At 38.6% G+C, this 18188-nt stretch carries 14 protein-coding genes and 1 pseudogene; 5 read left to right on the top strand and 10 right to left on the bottom strand.

Features of this window, described 5'->3' with window-relative positions:
* The first annotated feature begins 147 nt into the window (after nt 1-147).
* Together queA and tgt are read left to right on the top strand one after the other, a co-directional pair.
* Nucleotides 148-1227 carry a tRNA preQ1(34) S-adenosylmethionine ribosyltransferase-isomerase QueA gene (queA, locus tag QV06_RS02650; RefSeq protein ID WP_065236826.1) on the top strand — a complete coding sequence of 360 codons (1080 nt, stop codon included), beginning with the start codon at nt 148-150 and terminating at the stop codon, nt 1225-1227.
* Nucleotides 1228-1310: 83 nt separating this feature from the next.
* On the top strand, nt 1311-2435 hold the full coding sequence (gene tgt / locus QV06_RS02645; RefSeq protein ID WP_065236825.1) for a tRNA guanosine(34) transglycosylase Tgt: 1125 nt from the start codon (nt 1311-1313) through the stop codon (nt 2433-2435).
* Between the two features lie 537 nt (nt 2436-2972).
* On the opposite strand, the pseudogene fruA reads toward tgt, so the two are convergent.
* The 3 genes and pseudogenes from fruA to fruB form a co-directional block, all read right to left on the bottom strand.
* Nucleotides 2973-4667: pseudogene (gene fruA, locus QV06_RS02640) on the bottom strand (PTS fructose transporter subunit IIBC).
* 3 nt (nt 4668-4670) lie between these two features.
* The gene (gene fruK / locus QV06_RS02635) at nt 4671-5609 is read right to left on the bottom strand and encodes a 1-phosphofructokinase (protein ID WP_065236824.1); all 939 of its coding nucleotides are present in this window, start codon (nt 5607-5609) and stop codon (nt 4671-4673) included.
* Nucleotide 5610: 1 nt separating this feature from the next.
* On the bottom strand, nt 5611-6768 hold the full coding sequence (gene fruB / locus QV06_RS02630; protein WP_065236823.1) for a fused PTS fructose transporter subunit IIA/HPr protein: 1158 nt from the start codon (nt 6766-6768) through the stop codon (nt 5611-5613).
* A gap of 403 nt (nt 6769-7171) precedes the next feature.
* Here fruB and QV06_RS02625 point away from each other — a divergent pair, with 403 nt between their 5' ends.
* A complete protein-coding gene (locus QV06_RS02625; RefSeq protein WP_065236822.1) occupies nt 7172-8485 on the top strand; it encodes an anaerobic C4-dicarboxylate transporter in 1314 nt (437 codons plus the stop codon).
* A gap of 79 nt (nt 8486-8564) precedes the next feature.
* On the opposite strand, the gene QV06_RS02620 is transcribed toward QV06_RS02625, so the two are convergent.
* Entirely contained in the window at nt 8565-8939 is a 375-nt protein-coding gene (locus tag QV06_RS02620; protein ID WP_209435872.1) for a YbaN family protein, read from the bottom strand.
* A gap of 183 nt (nt 8940-9122) precedes the next feature.
* On the opposite strand from QV06_RS02620, the gene pth reads away from it, so the two are divergent.
* Both pth and ychF read left to right on the top strand, forming a co-directional pair.
* Nucleotides 9123-9707 carry an aminoacyl-tRNA hydrolase gene (gene pth / locus QV06_RS02615; RefSeq protein ID WP_065236820.1) on the top strand — a complete coding sequence of 195 codons (585 nt, stop codon included), beginning with the start codon at nt 9123-9125 and terminating at the stop codon, nt 9705-9707.
* A 19-nt stretch (nt 9708-9726) separates the two neighbouring features.
* Nucleotides 9727-10818: a redox-regulated ATPase YchF gene (gene ychF, locus QV06_RS02610; protein WP_065236819.1), complete on the top strand. Its 1092-nt coding sequence runs from the start codon at nt 9727-9729 to the stop codon at nt 10816-10818.
* Nucleotides 10819-11432: 614 nt separating this feature from the next.
* Here the strand turns inward: ychF and QV06_RS02605 are convergent.
* The 6 genes from QV06_RS02605 to rsxC are packed head-to-tail and all read right to left on the bottom strand — an operon-like array spanning nt 11433 to nt 18178.
* Nucleotides 11433-12797 carry a sodium-dependent transporter gene (locus QV06_RS02605; protein WP_065236818.1) on the bottom strand — a complete coding sequence of 455 codons (1365 nt, stop codon included), beginning with the start codon at nt 12795-12797 and terminating at the stop codon, nt 11433-11435.
* 13 nt (nt 12798-12810) lie between these two features.
* Nucleotides 12811-13446 (bottom strand): endonuclease III, encoded by a 636-nt coding sequence (gene nth / locus QV06_RS02600; RefSeq protein WP_065234969.1) that lies wholly within the window; start codon nt 13444-13446, stop codon nt 12811-12813.
* Nucleotides 13443-14129, bottom strand: a complete 687-nt coding sequence (locus QV06_RS02595; protein WP_065236817.1) for an electron transport complex subunit E — start codon at nt 14127-14129, stop codon at nt 13443-13445. Before QV06_RS02595 ends, nth begins: the two co-directional genes overlap by 4 nt.
* Nucleotides 14130-14142: 13 nt before the next feature.
* Nucleotides 14143-14775 carry an electron transport complex subunit RsxG gene (gene rsxG, locus QV06_RS02590; protein ID WP_065236816.1) on the bottom strand — a complete coding sequence of 211 codons (633 nt, stop codon included), beginning with the start codon at nt 14773-14775 and terminating at the stop codon, nt 14143-14145.
* Between the two features lie 9 nt (nt 14776-14784).
* On the bottom strand, nt 14785-15855 hold the full coding sequence (gene rsxD, locus QV06_RS02585; protein WP_065236815.1) for an electron transport complex subunit RsxD: 1071 nt from the start codon (nt 15853-15855) through the stop codon (nt 14785-14787).
* Nucleotides 15848-18178, bottom strand: coding sequence for an electron transport complex subunit RsxC (rsxC, locus tag QV06_RS02580; RefSeq protein WP_065236814.1), 2331 nt, complete (start codon nt 18176-18178; stop codon nt 15848-15850). Before rsxC ends, rsxD begins: the two co-directional genes overlap by 8 nt.
* Between the last annotated feature and the right edge of the window lie 10 nt (nt 18179-18188).

Genomic DNA, 18188 nt, shown 5'->3' with positions numbered 1-18188 from the left:
AATGATATATCACAAAAAAATACACTTGTTTTTTGCATTTTGCTGATGATCGCAATAAACTTACGCACCGAATTAATAAGCAGAAACTTTTCTTGGCGAATTTAGCCGAAGAAAAGGGTTTTTATTGAAAAAAGATAGGTAAACATTATGCGTGTTGCAGATTTTTATTTTGATCTTCCTGATGAATTAATTGCACGCTATCCACAAAAAGAGAGAACTGCCAGTCGATTATTAAAATTAGATGGAAACAGTGGCGAATTCTCACATCACCATTTTAAAGATGTACTCTCTTTTGTGAATCCGGGAGATTTATTAGTTTTTAATAATACTCGTGTCATTCCAGCTCGAATCTATGGTAGAAAAAGTAGTGGTGGAAAATTAGAAGTTCTGATTGAACGTGTATTAGATGATAAAAGCTGTTTGGCTCACGTCCGAGCGTCAAAAGCACCTAAAGAAGGCAGCGAGCTGATTTTAGGGGAAGATAAACTTGGTGAGGGGAACGGTATTCGAGTACTAATGCTTGGGCGTCAAGAGGCGTTGTTCCACCTACAATTTGATATTGCAGGGTCGCTATTTGATGCTTTGCAACAAATTGGGCATATTCCCCTGCCGCCTTATATTGATCGCCCTGATGAAGATGCGGATCAAGAACGTTATCAAACGGTTTATAGTAAAGTTCCAGGAGCAGTTGCAGCACCAACAGCCGGATTACATTTTGATGATGAGTTATTAGCCGCATTGCGGGAGAAAGGAGTAAATACTGCTTTTGTTACCTTACATGTTGGGGCAGGAACATTCCAACCAGTGCGAGTAGAAAATATTGAAGATCACCATATGCACGCTGAATATGCGGAAGTTCCGCCTGATGTCGTTGATGCTGTGTTAGCAACTAAAGCGGCGGGGAAACGTGTGATTGCCGTTGGTACTACATCTGTAAGATCGTTAGAAAGTGCCGCTTTAGCAGCGGAGCAACATCAAAGTGGCAAATTGTTGGAGCCTTTCTTTGCGGATACCACCATTTTTATTTATCCAGGGAAAAAATTTAGGGTGGTCGATTGCTTAATTACTAACTTTCATTTGCCAGAATCTACCTTGATTATGTTGGTTTCTGCATTTGCGGGTTATGACAATATTATGCGAGCTTATCGCAATGCAGTAGAAAATCGCTATCGCTTTTTTAGTTATGGGGATGCGATGTTTTTAACTAAGAAAAATGATCCTATTTAAAAATGAAATAGGTGATATTTAGCTGCTCTGTTTTTGAGTTGGTCTGTTTAACTTCGAACTGTTTATTCGTTGATGGAGAAAATATGAAATATGAATTAAAAAAGACGGATGGTCGTGCTCGTCGAGGGCAACTGACATTTGAACGTCCACAAGGTACTTTTACTGTTCAAACGCCAGCTTTTATGCCAGTTGGTACTTACGGCACAGTAAAAGGTATGACACCAGAAGAAGTCCGTGCGACAGGGGCAGAAATTTTATTAGGTAATACCTTCCACCTTTGGCTACGCCCGGGACAGGAGATTATGCGTAAACACGGGGATTTGCATGATTTTATGCAATGGCACCGTCCAATCTTAACCGACTCTGGCGGTTTCCAAGTGTTTAGTTTAGGCAAATTACGTAAAATTACTGAAGAAGGGGTAAAATTCCAAAATCCAATTAATGGCGAACGCATCTTCTTATCGCCAGAAAAATCAATGGAAATTCAATATGATCTTGGATCGGATATTGTGATGATCTTTGATGAATGTACGCCTTACCCATCAACATTTGATTACGCTAAAAACTCAATGGAGCTTTCATTACGTTGGGCTAAACGTTGTCGTGATCGCTTTGATCAATTAGGGAATAAAAATGCCTTATTTGGAATTATCCAAGGTGGTGTGCATGAAGAATTACGCCAAGTATCTTTAGATGGGTTATTAGAAATTGGTTTTGATGGCTATGCCGTAGGCGGCTTAGCTGTGGGTGAACCAAAAGAAGATATGCATCGCATTCTTGATTATATTTGTCCGAAGATTCCACAAGATAAACCACGTTATTTAATGGGCGTGGGTAAACCGGAAGATCTAGTTGAAGGGGTAAGACGTGGGATCGATATGTTTGACTGCGTGATGCCAACACGTAATGCACGTAATGGACATCTCTTCGTAACCGATGGTGTGGTAAAAATTCGTAATGCTAAATATCGTGATGATACAACACCGCTAGATCCTGAATGTGATTGCTATACCTGTAAGCACTACACGAAATCTTACCTTTATCATTTGGATAAATGTGGTGAAATTTTGGGTGCAAGATTAAATACCATTCACAATTTGCGTTATTACCAACGTTTAATGGAGCAGATTCGTCAAGCCGTTGAAGAAGATCGCTTTGAGGATTTTGTGAAAGAGTTCTATGCGAGAATTGGTAAGCCAGTTCCGTAGCATCTCCCCCCCCCCCCAGCCCCTCTTCACGAGTGAAGAGGGGAGCCGTTCAGCACTTGAAAAATATTTAGTACATTTTGGCAAGAATAAATGCGTTAAAATACGTAATCTTAATTCGCTAAAATGATAAAAATTGATTAGATAAAACAAAAATGGTTAGTGCATTGTGGTAAAAACGACATCTCCCCCAGCCCCTCTTCACTAGTGAAGAGGGGAGCCGTTCAGCACTTGAAGAATATTTAGTAGATTTTGGTAAGAACAGATGCGTTAAAAATACGTAATCTTGATTCGCTAAAAGGATAAACACTGATTAGATACACACCAATGTAACATTGCAAAAATGATTAATACCGATTAACTAAAACGTTAATACAAGCTAGCCAAAAATCACTGGTTAAGCCTTTACAGACTAGCCAAAAATCACGAACTAAGCCTTTTCACCGAAAGATTCCCCTCTTCACTTGTGAAGAGGGGGTAGGGGAGATGCCGAGATTTCTCTCTTCACTAGTGAAGAGGGGTTAGGGGAGATGAGAAATACTAAGCCTCTAATGTTTTTGGCTTAATTACTGCATAAAGTACACCAGTCACTAAACTACCTGCAGCGATTGCAACAAGGTAAGTTAATACAGGTTGAATTGCGCCTGGAATCGCTAATACAAAGATCCCGCCGTGAGGTGCCATAAGTTGCACACCAAAGACCATAGATAATGCACCTGTTAATGCACCACCTAACATACAGCTTGGAATGACACGCATTGGGTCACGTGCTGCAAATGGAATCGCCCCTTCAGAGATAAAACATAGACCAAGAATGAAAGATGCTTTACCACCTTCTAATTCGTTTGCAGTGAATTTTTTACGCGCGATAAAGGTCGCAATACCCATACCAAGTGCTGGTACCATTCCAGCAGCCATAATTGCTGCCATTGGTAAGTAAGAAGATGAAGCCAATAAACCTACACCAAAAGTATAAGCCGCTTTGTTAATTGGACCACCTAAGTCAAAGCACATCATTGCACCAAGGATAATACCAAGTACAACTGCACTACCAGATTGCATTCCTTTTAAGAATTCAGTCATACTGTTCATTACCCAAGCAACAGGCTCACCAACGATATAAATCATAATTAAGCCCACTAACAGAGTAGAGAGGAATGGGATAATTAAGATTGGTTTAAGAGCATTCATTGTTTGTGGCAATTTAATATGATCATTAATCGCTTTAGCAATATAACCTGCTAAGAAACCAGAAATGATACCGCCTAAGAAACCTGCACCGAGGGAGCTTGCTAACATACCACCAACAAGACCTGGTGTTAGTCCTGGACGGTCAGCGATAGAGTAAGCGATATAACCAGAAAGAATCGGGATCATTAATGCGAAGGCGCTACCACCACCAATTTTCATTAAAGCAGCAGCTAACGTACCTTCCTGTTTAAAGGCTTCAATACCAAAGATGAAAGATAAAGCGATAATTAAACCACCTGCAACCACCATTGGTAACATATGGGATACCCCTGTCATTAGGTGACTATAAATACCTTTTTTCTCACCTTTGTCTTGGCTTTCTGCTTTTTCAGCCGCTTTTACTTCTTGTTTATGGTGATATGGTTTTGCTTCTTTGAATGCTTTATTGAATTCTTGGGCAGTTTTCTTTAAAGCTAAACCAGTTGAAGTGTGATACATCAATTTGCCATCAAATTTACTGAGATCAACGTCAATATCAGTAGCGATAAAGGCTAAATCTGCCGCTGCAACATCTTCTGCAGAGATTAAGTTGCTTGCACCTACTTGACCACGTGTTTCAACTTTGACATTCCAGCCTTGTTTTTGACAATAAGTTGAAATTGCTTCTGCTGCCATAAAGGTATGGGCTACACCAGTTGGGCAAGCGGTAACAGCAACAATATTGAGTGGACGATCTTTGCTAATCACTTCATTAGTTGTTGTATGATTTTCTGCGGCTTGATAAGGCGTCGCATTAGTTAATGCTTGTTGTAATGTATTTTCTGGCGCATTGAATGCCTGATCAAAAGTGGTTAAATACACTTTTTTACCAGCGAATGCGGCATTGTGGCTAAGTTGCTGACCTAAAACGATAACCAGTTCTGCATCTTGAGCTTGATCGACAACTTAATGATTTTGTTGAGTAGCTGCTTTTGCTACCATTTGTTTTAATAAGAATAACGTTGCATTGCCACGTTTTTCTTGTGAATGGAGATAGATATTCATTAATTATTCCTCAATTTTGGTAATCTTAACTTGATCGATTAATTGGTTTAACGCTTGTTTATCGGCTACACCGACATTACTTTGAGCAACCGCCATCGCAGAAACGGCAGAGGCAAAGCGTAATGTTTGTTCTTGTGAAAGCTGTTGCTGGGTACCATAAATTAAGCCCGCTACCATAGAATCACCAGCACCTACTGTACTGACGACATTGGTACATTTTGGTGGTTGAGCTTTCAATACGCCTTGATCACTAATCCATAATGATCCTTCTGCCCCCATAGAAATAATCACATTCGCAATTCCTTCAGCTTTTAGCTGTTTTGCAGCAGCAATAATTTCAGAAAGCGAGTTGAGTGGTTTACCAATCCAGGCTTCTAATTCACGGTGATTGGGTTTAACTAACCAAGGTGTGGCTTTTAATCCAGCGGTAAGTGCAGCATTACTACTGTCTAATACTACTTTAGTTTGTTGTCCTAATGCTTTTAGCCATGATTTAAAGGCTTCTGTATCTACCCCTTTTGGTAAACTGCCACAGACTGCAACTAAATCATATTGTTTGGACCAAGCTAAAGAGTCGGTAACAAAACGTTGCCAATCTTCAGCAGGCACTTGATAACCTAAGAAATTAAGATCAGTGACATCTGCTTCTGTTTCAGTAATTTTGACATTAATGCGAGTTTTACCAGCAACACGTTGGAAACGATCTTCTAAGCCAAGCTGTTGGAAAAGTTGGATAAAGTCGCCTTGATTATCTTCACCAAGGAAACCACTTACAGTGACGGGCAGATCTAAATCATGTAAGACTTTAGCTACATTGATCCCTTTCCCAGCAGGATAGATCCCTAAAGTTTCTACGGTATTCACTTCACCAAGTTGGATTCTTGGTAAGCGACCCACTAAATCAAATGCAGTATTTAAGGTAATGGTAGCAATACGAGGCATATTATTCTCCTAAGCCAGCGTTAATTGCTTCGCCAATTCCTTTCAATGCTTGTTCCGCATCTTCACCTTCAGCAACAAAGCATAGGCGTTGACCCTTAGTTGTTCCTAAACCTACTACTTTCATTAAACTTTTTGCATTAACAAATGCAGTATCACGATCGAGATTTTTTACTTGAATGGTTGATTTGTATTTTTTCACTTCGTTAATCAATACAGCAGATGGGCGAGCGTGTAAACCGTGTTCATTTTTAACCACAAAAGTAGCTTCTAGTTGTCCAGCTGTTGCATGAGATTCTGCTGCTGGAGCGGCTTGATTAGCTGTTGGTGCTACTGTTTCAGTTACAGTAACTTGTTCACCTTGTAAAGCGGCTTTAATTTGTTCTGCATTTCCAGTTAATAAAACTTGTTGGCATTGTGGATTGAGTAAGTTCGCTAATACGGTATCAACTTTTTGATCGATACTAGCCACAGTCACCAACGCATTGATTTGTTTATTGTTGTGTTGGAATGCTTGTTTTGGACGAGCAACTGCCACAGCATTTTTGCTATTACCTGCTACGCTATCATTTACCCAGATACCATTGCCTAATGGTAATGCAGCAGATGCAATGACTTCGCTAACAAATTGTGCATCAACAGCGGCGGCTTCTTGTAATTTGCCTGCATTAATTGCAGTTAAGGTCAATAAGCTGCTGGTATCAATATCTAAGGAGATGAACGCAGTATCTACGATATTGCCATTAAAGAGGGAGATGAATTGTTGTGGATCAGTGGTTTTTGCTAATTTTTCAGCAATCTCTTCATCACCTAATAGATGGGTTAATTGGCGTAAGATAGCGAGATGTTCATCTGATTTTGCTGCAATTCCAATCACCAAATAAGCAATATTGTCATCACTCCATTTGACCCCGTTAGGGAATTGGAAAATTTGTACACCCGTTTGTTTTACTAGGTGGCGAGTATCCAATGTTCCGTGTGGAATAGCGATACCATTACCTAAAAAAGTGGATGTTTGTTGTTCACGTGCCAGCATACCTTGTAGATAGCCTTCTTCAACTAAGCCTTTGTTGATGAATGCTTGTGCTACAGCAGTAATCGCTTGTTGTTTATCATCAGCTTTTTCACCTAGATGGATGTCGTTTTCGATAAGATTAAACACGAGGACTCCTTAGATTTTGGTTGGTCAAATAAAAAATCGGCTAATTTTAACCCAATTTATTTTATAAAGAAAAATAAATCTATCTTTAGTAGAAAGTTTTTAGAAATAAGTCAAAAAAAAGTGTTTTACTGTACTAAGGTTTAAGTAATGATAATAAATATTAATTAGATTTTATTTATTTGTTATTTATTGCTTGTAAAATTATTACAAATTATTTCTTCATAGATTCTTTATTTGAGATAAAAATTAAATTTGATATCAAGTAGGTAGTTATATTAAAAAAATTGATAATAATCAGTCTTATAGAGAAAATTTTTGATAGAATAAATACACTTCTATATTTGTAGTTAGAAGTAGGATTTATTGTGATTAATTTATAATGAAGTTAACTCTTGGAGTTATTATGTTTCTATTACAGTTTGCACTTGTCTTATTGTGTATTTTAATTGGGGCCCGTATTGGCGGTATTGGTTTAGGTGTTATGGGAGGAGTTGGGTTAGCTATTCTCTCTTTTGGTTTTGATCTTAAGCCGACCAGTCCACCAATTGATGTAATGTTGATGATTATGGCAGTAGTTTCTGCTGCTGCAGCTATGCAGGCTGCTGGCGGTTTAAATTATATGATAAAAGTTGCTACTCGGATTTTACGTAAAAATCCTAAATATATTACTTTTATGGCACCAGCAGTGACATATATATTTACGGTTTTTGCTGGAACAGGACATGTAGCTTATTCTGTTCTTCCAGTTATTGCCGAAGTTAGTCGTCATAATGGAATTAGACCGGAACGTCCTTTATCCATGGCTGTTATTGCATCACAATTTGCAATTGTAGCTAGCCCGATTGCAGCAGCAGTAGTTGCTTGTGTTGCTTATTTAGAACCGCAAGGTATTACCTTAACAGATTTGTTGAGTGTAACAATTCCTGCTACAGTTTTAGGTATCGCTTTGGCTTGCGTATTTGTAAATAAAATGGGGAAAGAGTTAAAAGATGATCCCCATTATCAAGAGTTATTAAAGAATCCTGAATATAGTGAAAACAACGTAGTGACTCTTGCTGAAGAAAATATGGAAGTCACTAAAGAGGCAAAAATTTCTGTGTCATTATTTCTTATTGGTGCTTTATTAGTTGTTTTAATGGGGGCGTTTCCTGGTTTACGACCACAATTTGATGGAAAAGCAATGGGAATGGCTCATACAATAGAAATTATTATGTTAACTATGGGAGCATTAATAATTTTAATTTGTAAGCCTGATGGGAATAAGATTACTCAAGGATCTGTTTTCCATGCTGGTATGCGTGCTATTGTCGCTATTTTTGGTATTGCATGGTTAGGGGATACACTAACAACAGCACATCTTACAGAAGTAAAAGAAGCTGTATCTGGTTTAGTTGAATTTGCACCATGGACATTTGCATTAGCATTATTTGCTCTTTCTGTTCTGGTAAATAGCCAAGGTGCCACAACTGCCGTATTAGTGCCATTAGGAATTTCATTAGGGCTACCTCCATATGTGATTATTGCTACTTTTGTTGCGGTAAATGGTTACTTCTTTATTCCTAATTATGGTCCAATTATTGCTTCTATTGATTTCGATACGACAGGAACAACTCGTATTGGTAAATATATCTTCAATCATAGTTTTATGATTCCAGGATTACTCAGTTTAATTTTTAGTCTTGTTTTTGGCTTTATATTTGCTGGTCTATTTATTTAGTAAGGCTTAATTTCTAATATAAAACAATAAATCCATCTTTCTTAATAGTAAGATGGATTTATGTTATTGGAAGAAAGTTTTAGTCATTATGAGTATATTGGATAGTTTTAATCCAAAAGAAAAAGAACCAATATTGGACGAGTAACAAGAGCAAAATAGCAATTTTACCGAAAATATTCGGGATTGCATAAAATGACAGTGCCATCATTAGAGTAGAGATAGATAAAATAGAAAATTTTGCTTTTTTGGTTAAAGCACGTTGTTCATTAAAGGTTTTTAGATATTTATGATAGATAGTTGTTTGTTTAAACCAACTTTCTAAACGAGATGAACTTTTACCAAAGAAAAAGAGAGTGCAAAGTAGAAATGGTGTGGTTGGTAATACGGGTAGAAAAGCGCCTAAAATACCAAGTCCTAGACAGAGAAAACCAAGAAAAATATAAATGTAGCGTATCATTGTTGTTATCTTATTGAGAAATGTTCTCAATAAGATAACAGTTTTTTTATAGAAAAGGAATATTTTGTGAAGACTAATGTAGAGTAAGTGGGGTAAGTGATATAAAAATATTTGGCGATTGTAGAAACAGGGTTTTTTGCATACAATAGCAAGCCGTTTTTAGCGACAGGGTAATAAATTGTGGCAAAAATAAAATTGATTGTAGGATTAGGCAATCCAGGCAGTAAATATGCTGATACACGCCATAATGCTGGAGAATGGCTAATTGAGCGGATCACTCGCCGTTTTAACTTAACATTGAAAGATGAAAATAAATTCTTTGGCAAAACCGCAATAGCAACAATTTCTGGGCAAGATGTACGCTTGTTAATACCAACGACATTTATGAATTTAAGTGGTAAGTCAGTTGGTGCATTGGCAAGTTTCTATCGGATTTTGCCAGAAGAAATTTTAGTTATTCATGATGAATTAGATCTACCACCCGGTAGTGTGAAGTTAAAACTTAGTGGTGGTCACGGCGGGCATAATGGTCTGAAAGATATTATTGCACAGCTTGCCAATAGCAAAAATTTTTATCGTTTACGGGTTGGTATTGGGCATCCTGGTGATAAGAATTTAGTCGCAAGTTATGTGTTAAGTAAACCATCTCCGCAAGATCAAACTTTGATTGATAAAGCGTTAGATGAAGCCGAAAGTTGTATCGAAATTTTAATTAAAGATGGAATTGATAAGGCGATGAATCGCTTAAATGGATTCCGAGCTTAATTTATAGAAAGGATAATTTATGGGATTTAAATGTGGGATCGTTGGTTTACCGAATGTGGGTAAATCAACACTGTTTAATGCATTAACTAAAGCAGGTATTGAAGCTGCAAACTATCCATTTTGTACAATTGAACCAAATACTGGGGTTGTACCAATGCCGGATAACCGTTTAGATGAATTAGCAAAAATTGTTAATCCACAACGTGTATTACCAACAACTATGGAGTTTGTAGATATTGCTGGGTTAGTGAAAGGGGCATCAAATGGTGAAGGTTTAGGTAATAAATTCCTTGCGAATATTCGTGAAACAGATGCCATCGGTCATGTAGTACGCTGTTTTGAAAATGATGATATTGTACACGTGGCTGGCAAAATTGATCCTGCTGATGATATTGAAGTCATCAATACAGAGTTAGCCTTAGCGGACTTAGAAAGTTGTGAAAAAGCAATTCAACGTTTACAAAAACGTGCGAAAGGTGGCGATAAAGAGGCAAAATTTGAATTGTCGATTATGGAAAAATGCTTACCCGTGCTTGAAAATGCAGGGATGATTCGTTCAATTGGATTAGATAAAGAAGAATTACAAGCAATTAAGAGCTATAACTTCTTAACATTAAAACCAACTATGTATATTGCGAATGTGAATGAAGATGGTTTTGAAAATAATCCTTATCTAGACCGGGTACGTGAGATTGCTGAAAAAGAAGGTGCGGTAGTGGTACCAGTTTGTGCTGCAATTGAGGCTGAAATCGCTGAACTTGAAGACGAAGAGAAACTTGAGTTTTTGCAAGAGCTTGGTTTAGACGAGCCAGGATTAAATCGTGTGATTCGTGCGGGATATAAGTTATTAAATTTACAAACTTATTTTACCGCTGGTGTCAAAGAAGTTCGTGCTTGGACAATTCCAGTTGGTGCGACTGCACCAAAAGCAGCTTCTGTAATTCACACTGACTTTGAAAAAGGGTTTATTCGTGCAGAAGTGATTGGCTATGAGGACTTTGTTCAATTTGGCGGTGAGAATGGTGCGAAAGAAGCGGGTAAATGGCGTTTAGAAGGAAAAGAATATATCGTGCAAGATGGTGATGTGATGCACTTTAGATTTAATGTGTAACCACTGCTTTTTTCGTTAATTATTGTTAGGTTTCGTCCAGAAAAATTTACCTGAGGCGAAACCTAAAATACGATTATCTTGTTACTTTTTAATCAGCGGTTGAATAACTTTCACTAGAGTGAATTGTAAAATCCAACCAATGCCGAAGGCAAAAGCTAAAGTACCAATACCTACCACACCACCAAGACACCAACCTAATACACAGACAAGCGCTTCGATTGAAGTTCTAGCTACTTTATTACGATATCTATGATAATTAAAAACTGCGAAATATAAGTTTTATTAGGAATCTTAATAAATACTTTAGTGGGTTCCCTCTTACACTTGCCCGAATAGGAATAAGATTTTCAGGCAAAAAAAGTGATCATTTTTTGAACGGAGTGAGAAAAACCTCTGTTTTTTGCCGTCCGGAAAATCTTATTGGAATAAGGAGTAGCAAGTGTGCGAGGGCGTGTTTCTTTTGCTTCGTTTCTTTACACGAGTAAAGAAAATGAAGTCGCCCTTTAGGGCGAAACCTAAATCGTAATTAGAGAAAAATATCTAAATAATTATGAAATAGATTGTGCCATCAAACATACAAATGCTGGCGCACCTTAGAGATACGCCAGCAAAACTTAAAGTAAATTACTAATAAAAATTACAATAATAACGAGTGGCACTACATATTTCACATAGTTAAACCACCATCCAGCTAATTTTGAATTTTCACCTAAACGTAATTCTTGTTTTGCTTCATCTTTCATCACATAGCCAACAAAAATGGCACAGAATAGCGCAGTAAGCATAAACAGAATATTGCCACTAACAAAATCAAAAGCATCAAAAATATTTTTGCCAATGATCTGAATATCATGCCATGGACCATAACTTAGAATAGATGGCACATTACCAAGAATAAAGATCACGCCCAATACAATGAGAATTGCCAGGCGACGATTGATCTTCGTTTTTTCTTGGATAGCAGTAATGATCACTTCATAAATAGTGAGTGAAGTTGTCAGAGCTGCAATCAGCAATAAACTAAAGAAAATGATAGCGAAAAATTTTCCTGCCCACATATGAGAAAAAACAATCGGTAAGCTTTGGAATACTAAGGTTGGTCCAGAATTTGGCGCAATACCGAATGTAAAGAGAGATGGAAAGATCATAAATCCTGCAAGCACAGCAATAATCGTATTCACAAAGCCAGTGATGACCGCAGTTTGTACGAGGTTTTCGCCTTTCTTGAGATAACTAGAGAGGGTAACAATAACGCCAAAACCAAGGCTTAATGCAAAGAAAACTTGCCCTAATACAAAGACAAAGAGTTGTGGCGTAATTTTAGAAAAATCAGGTTTGAGGTAGAACACAATTCCTTCCCAAGCGCCTGGGAGTGTAATATTACGCACAACCATACAGATAAGAAAAATAAATAACAATGGCATCAAATACTTAACGGATTTCTCAATCCCATCAATGACCCCTTTAACGAGGATAATGTAATTGACCAAGACAAATAAAAAGGTATAAAAACTGATCGAGATAGGATCATCCATCACCGTAGTTTGGAAAAAGTTTTTAGTGACCTCTGCTGTAATAGGTTGACTAATTTCAAGGCTGCCACTGAATAAGCTCACAATGTAGTTAATCACCCAACCACCTAGCACCATATAATAGGCCATAATACAAAATGCCCCTAAGATACTGAGATAACCAACCAGTTTCCAATATCTTGGAATAGGTTTATTTTGAATTTTTCCACTAAAAGAATCGATAGCATTAACACGAATACGCCGTCCAATAACATTCTCTACAAGAATCATTGGAATCCCAATTAACAGCATCGCAATACAAAATAAAAACACATAAGCACCACCGCCATTTTCGCCTACTAAATAAGGGAAACGCCAAGTAGCACCAAAACCTACTGTTGCCCCAGCAACAGTAAGCACGTAAGTCAGTCGGCTAGACCAAGTTTGTCTTTCAGTTGAGCTTGTCATTTTATTCCTCTCATTAATATTCTGTTTTTTGTTTAAATTCGCAGAGATCTTCAATTAGACAAGCTCCGCAGCGAGGCTTACGTGCGACACAGGTATAGCGTCCATGCAAAATAAGCCAATGATGAACATCTACTTTAAATTCATCTGGCACAACTTTGAGTAATTTTTTCTCTACGGCGATAACATCTTTGCCGGGAGCAAAACCAGTACGGTTAGATACACGAAAAATATGGGTATCAACAGCAATAGTTGGCCAACCAAATGCAGTATTAAGAACGACATTAGCGGTTTTGCGACCAACACCAGCAAGGGCTTCTAATGCTTCTCTTGATTCGGGCACTTGACCTTGATGTTTTTCGACTAGATCACGGCAGGTTTTCATAATATTTTCGGCTTTACTATTATATAAGCCGATCGTTTTGATATAACTTTTTAAGCCCTCTAGACCAAGATCAAGTATAGCTTGTGGCGTATTAGCAACCGGGAAGAGTTTTGCTGTTGCTTTATTGACGCCAACATCAGTGGCTTGAGCAGATAAAATTACTGCAATTAGTAATTCAAAAGGCGAGCTATATTGTAACTCGGTAGTTGGGTGAGGATTTGCTGCACGTAATCGAGTTAAGATCTCAATTCTTTTTTGCTGATTCATGATTTTTTCCGATCAATGATATTTTTAATTGCAAGTAATACGCCTAATCCTAGGAATGCACCTGGTGGGAGAATGGCTAATAGAAAATGGCTATCGGTATGAAATAGAGTAATTTTCAGTGCTTTTGCTGATTCACCAAATAAGTTTTCCATACCACTAAAGAGTGTGCCGTTACCAATGGCTTCACGTAATGCGCCTAGAGCAACTAAGCTGAAAGTCATTCCTAAACCCATAGAAAAACCATCAAACATTGAATGTAATACAGGGTTTTTAGATGCGTAAGCCTCAGCACGCCCAATGACAATACAGTTAGTCACGATCAAAGGAATGAAAATCCCTAATGATTGATAAAGTGAATAGGTATAAGCATTCATAATTAATTGTACGATCGTTACGGTTGAGGCAATGATCATCACATAAATAGGAATACGAATAGCTTTGGGAATGAGATGACGACAAAGTGAAACCACGCTATTAGTGCAAATAAGTACTAACATAGTCGCAAGACCTAATCCTAACGCATTAGCAACAGTATTGGATACTGCCAACAAAGGGCATAATCCTAACAGTTGAACTAATGTGGAGTTATTTTTCCATACGCCTTGCCAAAATAATGTTTTCCAAACCGAAGTTTGTTTATTTTCAGTAGCAAGGTTGTCAATTATTGATGAACCATGATGCATAACGATATTCTCACTATTGGCAAGTAGTAAATTGTTCAGGATTAAACACAAATGGCTGTGCTAAAAACTGGAGTAGTCCTTTTTTTACTGCATTGACTACTGCGCGTGGGGTAATTGTCGCACCAGCAAACTGGTCAAAATCACCACCATCTTTCTTTACTGCCCATTTATCACTTTCTTCAACTTTAAAATGTTTATTGGTAAAAGCATAAATCCAATCAGACAAACGGGTTTCAATTTTATCCCCTAATCCCGGTGTTTCATGATGTTCTAGGATACGTACACCTAAAACTTGTCCAACTGGCGTAACCGCCACCAAAATACGAATATCGCCAGAGTAGCCATCAGGGGCAGTAGTTTCAAACAAATAAGCTGCCACTTTATCTTGTTGTTTTGCTAAATAGAGGCGAGAGATATTCTGTAAACCACTCTTCTCAGTAGGATGATAACAGGCTGTTAATAAATTATTGGTGGCAAAATTTTTAGGTAATACTTCAGCAAGTAATTGGCGTTGATGATTATCCATCGCTTGTTGGATACGCCCTTGAGTGAGTAAATACATTGCTAAAGTAATCAGGGTGCAGATTAAAGCAACCAAGCCTAAAATCAAGGCATAATTGATCGTTGTTCGTTTTATTGTTGCCATTTTCTCTCCTTAACGACCGTATAAGCGTGGTCGAGTGTAGTGATCGATAAGGGGAACACAAATGTTGCTAAGTAACACGGCAAAAGCAACACCATCAGGGTAACCGCCATAAAAACGGATCACGTAGAGTAATGTTCCAACTAACACCCCAAATAATAGTTTTCCTCGAGGTGTAATCGATGCGGTAACTGGGTCAGTGGCAATAAAGAATGCACCAAACATTGTGGCACCAGAGAAGAGTTGCCATAGTGGAGATGGGAACGTTATCGGAGCAATTAACCAAGTTACAGTACTAAATAGGGTTAGGGTGACTAATAAAGCAACTGGAATTTGCCAATGGATCACTTTTTTCCAGATCAGGAATATACCACCCACTAAGAAAGCTAAATTAACTTGCCACCAACCAATTCCCATTGGCACAGTAAAGATTTGTTGCCATTGGCTGTGTTGGAAAATGGGAGAAGCGGCAATATGAGTTAATTCAAGGTGATTTTTTACCCCAGTTTTCACACTATCCAATGGTGTTGCTTGGGTTACACCATCAATGGTTGATGTTAATTGATGTAAGCTATAACCATCGCTGCTAACACCTTGGAAAATTAATAAATAAGCGTCATGGAAGCTAGTAGGCTCAAGTAACAGATGATTAGGTAATGCCCATGCAGTCATTTGTGCAGGGAAAGAAACCAATAAGATTGCATAACCTACCATAGCTGGATTAAAAGGATTTTGTCCTAACCCACCATATACGTGTTTCCCCAAAATAACAGCACAAAATGTACCTAATAAAATAAGCCAATAAGGGGCATAAGGCGGAATAGCTACCGCTAAAATTAATGCGGTTAATACCACGCTTAAATCAGAAAGATCTGTCCAATGTCGCTTTCCACGAAGACGTGTTACTGCCCATTCTAAGAAAATGGCAAAAATAATTGCGAGGCTGATTTGGATGAGTGTTCCAAAACCAAAGTAATAAAGTTGGACAACAATAGCAGGAATCATCGCCACGATAACCCATAACATCACTTTGGTGGTTAAACTGGTGGAATGAACATGAGGTGAACTTACTATTCTAAACATTATTTTGTTTTCCTTCTCGTTCTGCTTTTTTCGCTTTGGCTCGGGCAATCGCCGCTGCAATCGCAGCTTTACGTGGATCGGTTTCAGCGGTTGCACTCGTTTCGCTATTAGTGGTGTTGTCAGCTTGTGGTGCTACTGCGTCAGTTGCTTGTTGTTGTACTTTTTTCGCTTTAGCACGGGCAATCGCTGCCGCAATCACAGCTTTACGTGGATCAGTTTCAGCGGTTGCACTCGTTTCGCTATTAGCGGTATTGCCAGTTTGTGGTGCTACTGCATTAGCTGCTTGCTGTTGTGCTTTTTTCGCTTTAGCACGGGCAATCGCTGCCGCAATCGCAGCTTTACGTGGATCGGTTTCAGCGGTTGCACTTGTTTCGCTATTAGTGGTGTTGTCAGCTTGTGGTGCTACTGCATCGGCTACTTGCTGTTGTGCTTTTTTCGCTTTAGCCCGGGCAATCGCTGCTGCAATCGCAGCTTTACGTGGATCAGTTTCAGCGGTTGCACTCGTTTCACTATTAGCGGTGTTGTCAGCTTGTGGCGCGACTGAATCGGCTGCTTGTTGTTGTGCTTTTTTCGCTTTAGCACGGGCAATCGCTGCTGCAATAGCAGCCTGCTTATCATTAGTAACACTATCAGTTGTGCTCTCCGCCACTTCTGGCTGAGTTGTTTGTGCTTGTTTGGCTAAACGGCGCGCTTTTCTTGCTGCCATAATATCACTGTTATCGGGCAGAAGTTCGCCATTAGCACCTGTAATTGTTCTAATGGTAGGTTTTTCTGGTGTATTGCTTTCTGCTTGTTTTTGACGAATACGTTCTAGTGCAGCTTGAACAGGATCAACACCTTGTTGTTTTGCCATTTCAGCACGGCGAGCTTCAGCGGCTTGTTGGGTACGGCGATCACGTTCTTGTTTTTCCCGTTCCATTCTGGCTTGTTTTGCCTCAAAACGTTGTTTAGCTTCTTCTGCTAGTTTTGCTTTTAAATCAAGTTCGGCAATTTTCGCCTTTTCTTGACGGAAATATTGAATAAGCGGGATATTACTTGGGCAAACATAAGCACAAATACCACACTCAATACAGTCTTTAAGATTGTATTCTTTAGATTTTTGATGATCTTCACTACGCGCAAACCAATAGAGTTGCTGTGGCATTAATTTTAATGGGCAGTGATCAGAGCAGGCTGAACAACGAATACAGTTTCGTTCCGCTGGTGGCGGTTGGTATTCAAAATGATCTGGGGCAATTAAACAGTTAGTGACTTTGGTTACAGGTGAATTTAAATTAGGCAAAATAAAGCCCATCATTGGTCCACCCATAAATACGGGGAAACGCTCATCATATTGATAGCTAGCTTGAGTCAATAAATGATAAATCGGTGTACCAATGCGTACCCAGACATTTTTTGGTTGTGGAATTTTATCACCTGTTAAGGTGACTACACGTTGGATCAGTGGTTCATCATTAATAATCGCTTTTTTTATCGCAAATGCAGTAGCGACGTTATTCATTAATACGCCAATTTGTGAAGAACGCCCATTATTAGGTACTTCTAATCCAGTCAGTACTTGGATAAGTTGTTTCGCTGCACCAGAAGGATATTTAGTTGGGATCACGCGAATTTCAATATCATTCGCACCGTCCAATGCTTGTTGCATTGCTGCCAGAGCTTCTGGTTTGTTATCTTCAATAGCGAGAATAACTTTTTCAGGGCGTAAGATATAACGTAAAATGCGAATACCCTCGACGATATCATGGCTTCGATCTCGCATTAGACGGTCATCACACGTGATATAGGGTTCACATTCTGCACCGTTAATAATCAATAGTTTAACTTTATTTTCTGCACTTGAAATTTTGGAGGCAGTTGGGAAAACGGCCCCACCTAGTCCTGCGATGCCAGCTTGGTAAATTTTTTTAATTAATTGTTCTGGTGGAACGGTGAGAAAATCCTCAATTGGATGGCGTTCACACCATTGATCTTTACCATCTGCTTGTAAAGTAATGGTAGCTTCCATTAAGCCAGATGGATGTGATGAAGCATAATCACCAATGGCGATAATAGTTCCAGAAGTTGGCGCATGAACAGGGAGGGTACGATAGTTTTCACCTTGAGTTAGTGGTTGCCCTTTTAATACATAATCGCCAACTTTAACTAAAAGCTGTCCCGCATTCCCAGCGTGTTGCTTAAGTGGAATGTAATAAGTATCAGGTTGTTTTAACGTGGAAAGCTTTGTGCCGTTTGACTGGTGTTTCATCTCAGGCGGATGGATACCACCAGGAAAATCCCACAACCGATTTTGTTTTATTCGGGTTAATACATCATCTAACATTTTGACTTTC

This window comes from Gallibacterium genomosp. 3, from assembly GCF_001678475.1.
Lineage (GTDB): Bacteria > Pseudomonadota > Gammaproteobacteria > Enterobacterales > Pasteurellaceae > Gallibacterium > Gallibacterium faecale.
The sequence above is the reverse complement of the archived record's forward strand: the minus strand, read 5'-3'. Positions and strand labels throughout refer to the sequence as shown.

What these genes read in the sequence shown, in the direction of transcription:
- QV06_RS02625 (WP_065236822.1), top strand. Translation starts at nt 7,172, where the DNA reads ATGTTTCTATTACAGTTTGCACTTGTCTTATTGTGTATTTTAATTGGG.
- tgt (WP_065236825.1), top strand. Translation starts at nt 1,311, where the DNA reads ATGAAATATGAATTAAAAAAGACGGATGGTCGTGCTCGTCGAGGGCAA.
- rsxD (WP_065236815.1), bottom strand. Translation starts at nt 15,855, where the DNA reads ATGTTTAGAATAGTAAGTTCACCTCATGTTCATTCCACCAGTTTAACC.
- queA (WP_065236826.1), top strand. Translation starts at nt 148, where the DNA reads ATGCGTGTTGCAGATTTTTATTTTGATCTTCCTGATGAATTAATTGCA.
- QV06_RS02595 (WP_065236817.1), bottom strand. Translation starts at nt 14,129, where the DNA reads ATGCATCATGGTTCATCAATAATTGACAACCTTGCTACTGAAAATAAA.
- rsxG (WP_065236816.1), bottom strand. Translation starts at nt 14,775, where the DNA reads ATGGCAACAATAAAACGAACAACGATCAATTATGCCTTGATTTTAGGC.
- QV06_RS02605 (WP_065236818.1), bottom strand. Translation starts at nt 12,797, where the DNA reads ATGACAAGCTCAACTGAAAGACAAACTTGGTCTAGCCGACTGACTTAC.
- ychF (WP_065236819.1), top strand. Translation starts at nt 9,727, where the DNA reads ATGGGATTTAAATGTGGGATCGTTGGTTTACCGAATGTGGGTAAATCA.
- nth (WP_065234969.1), bottom strand. Translation starts at nt 13,446, where the DNA reads ATGAATCAGCAAAAAAGAATTGAGATCTTAACTCGATTACGTGCAGCA.
- fruK (WP_065236824.1), bottom strand. Translation starts at nt 5,609, where the DNA reads ATGCCTCGTATTGCTACCATTACCTTAAATACTGCATTTGATTTAGTG.
- rsxC (WP_065236814.1), bottom strand. Translation starts at nt 18,178, where the DNA reads ATGTTAGATGATGTATTAACCCGAATAAAACAAAATCGGTTGTGGGAT.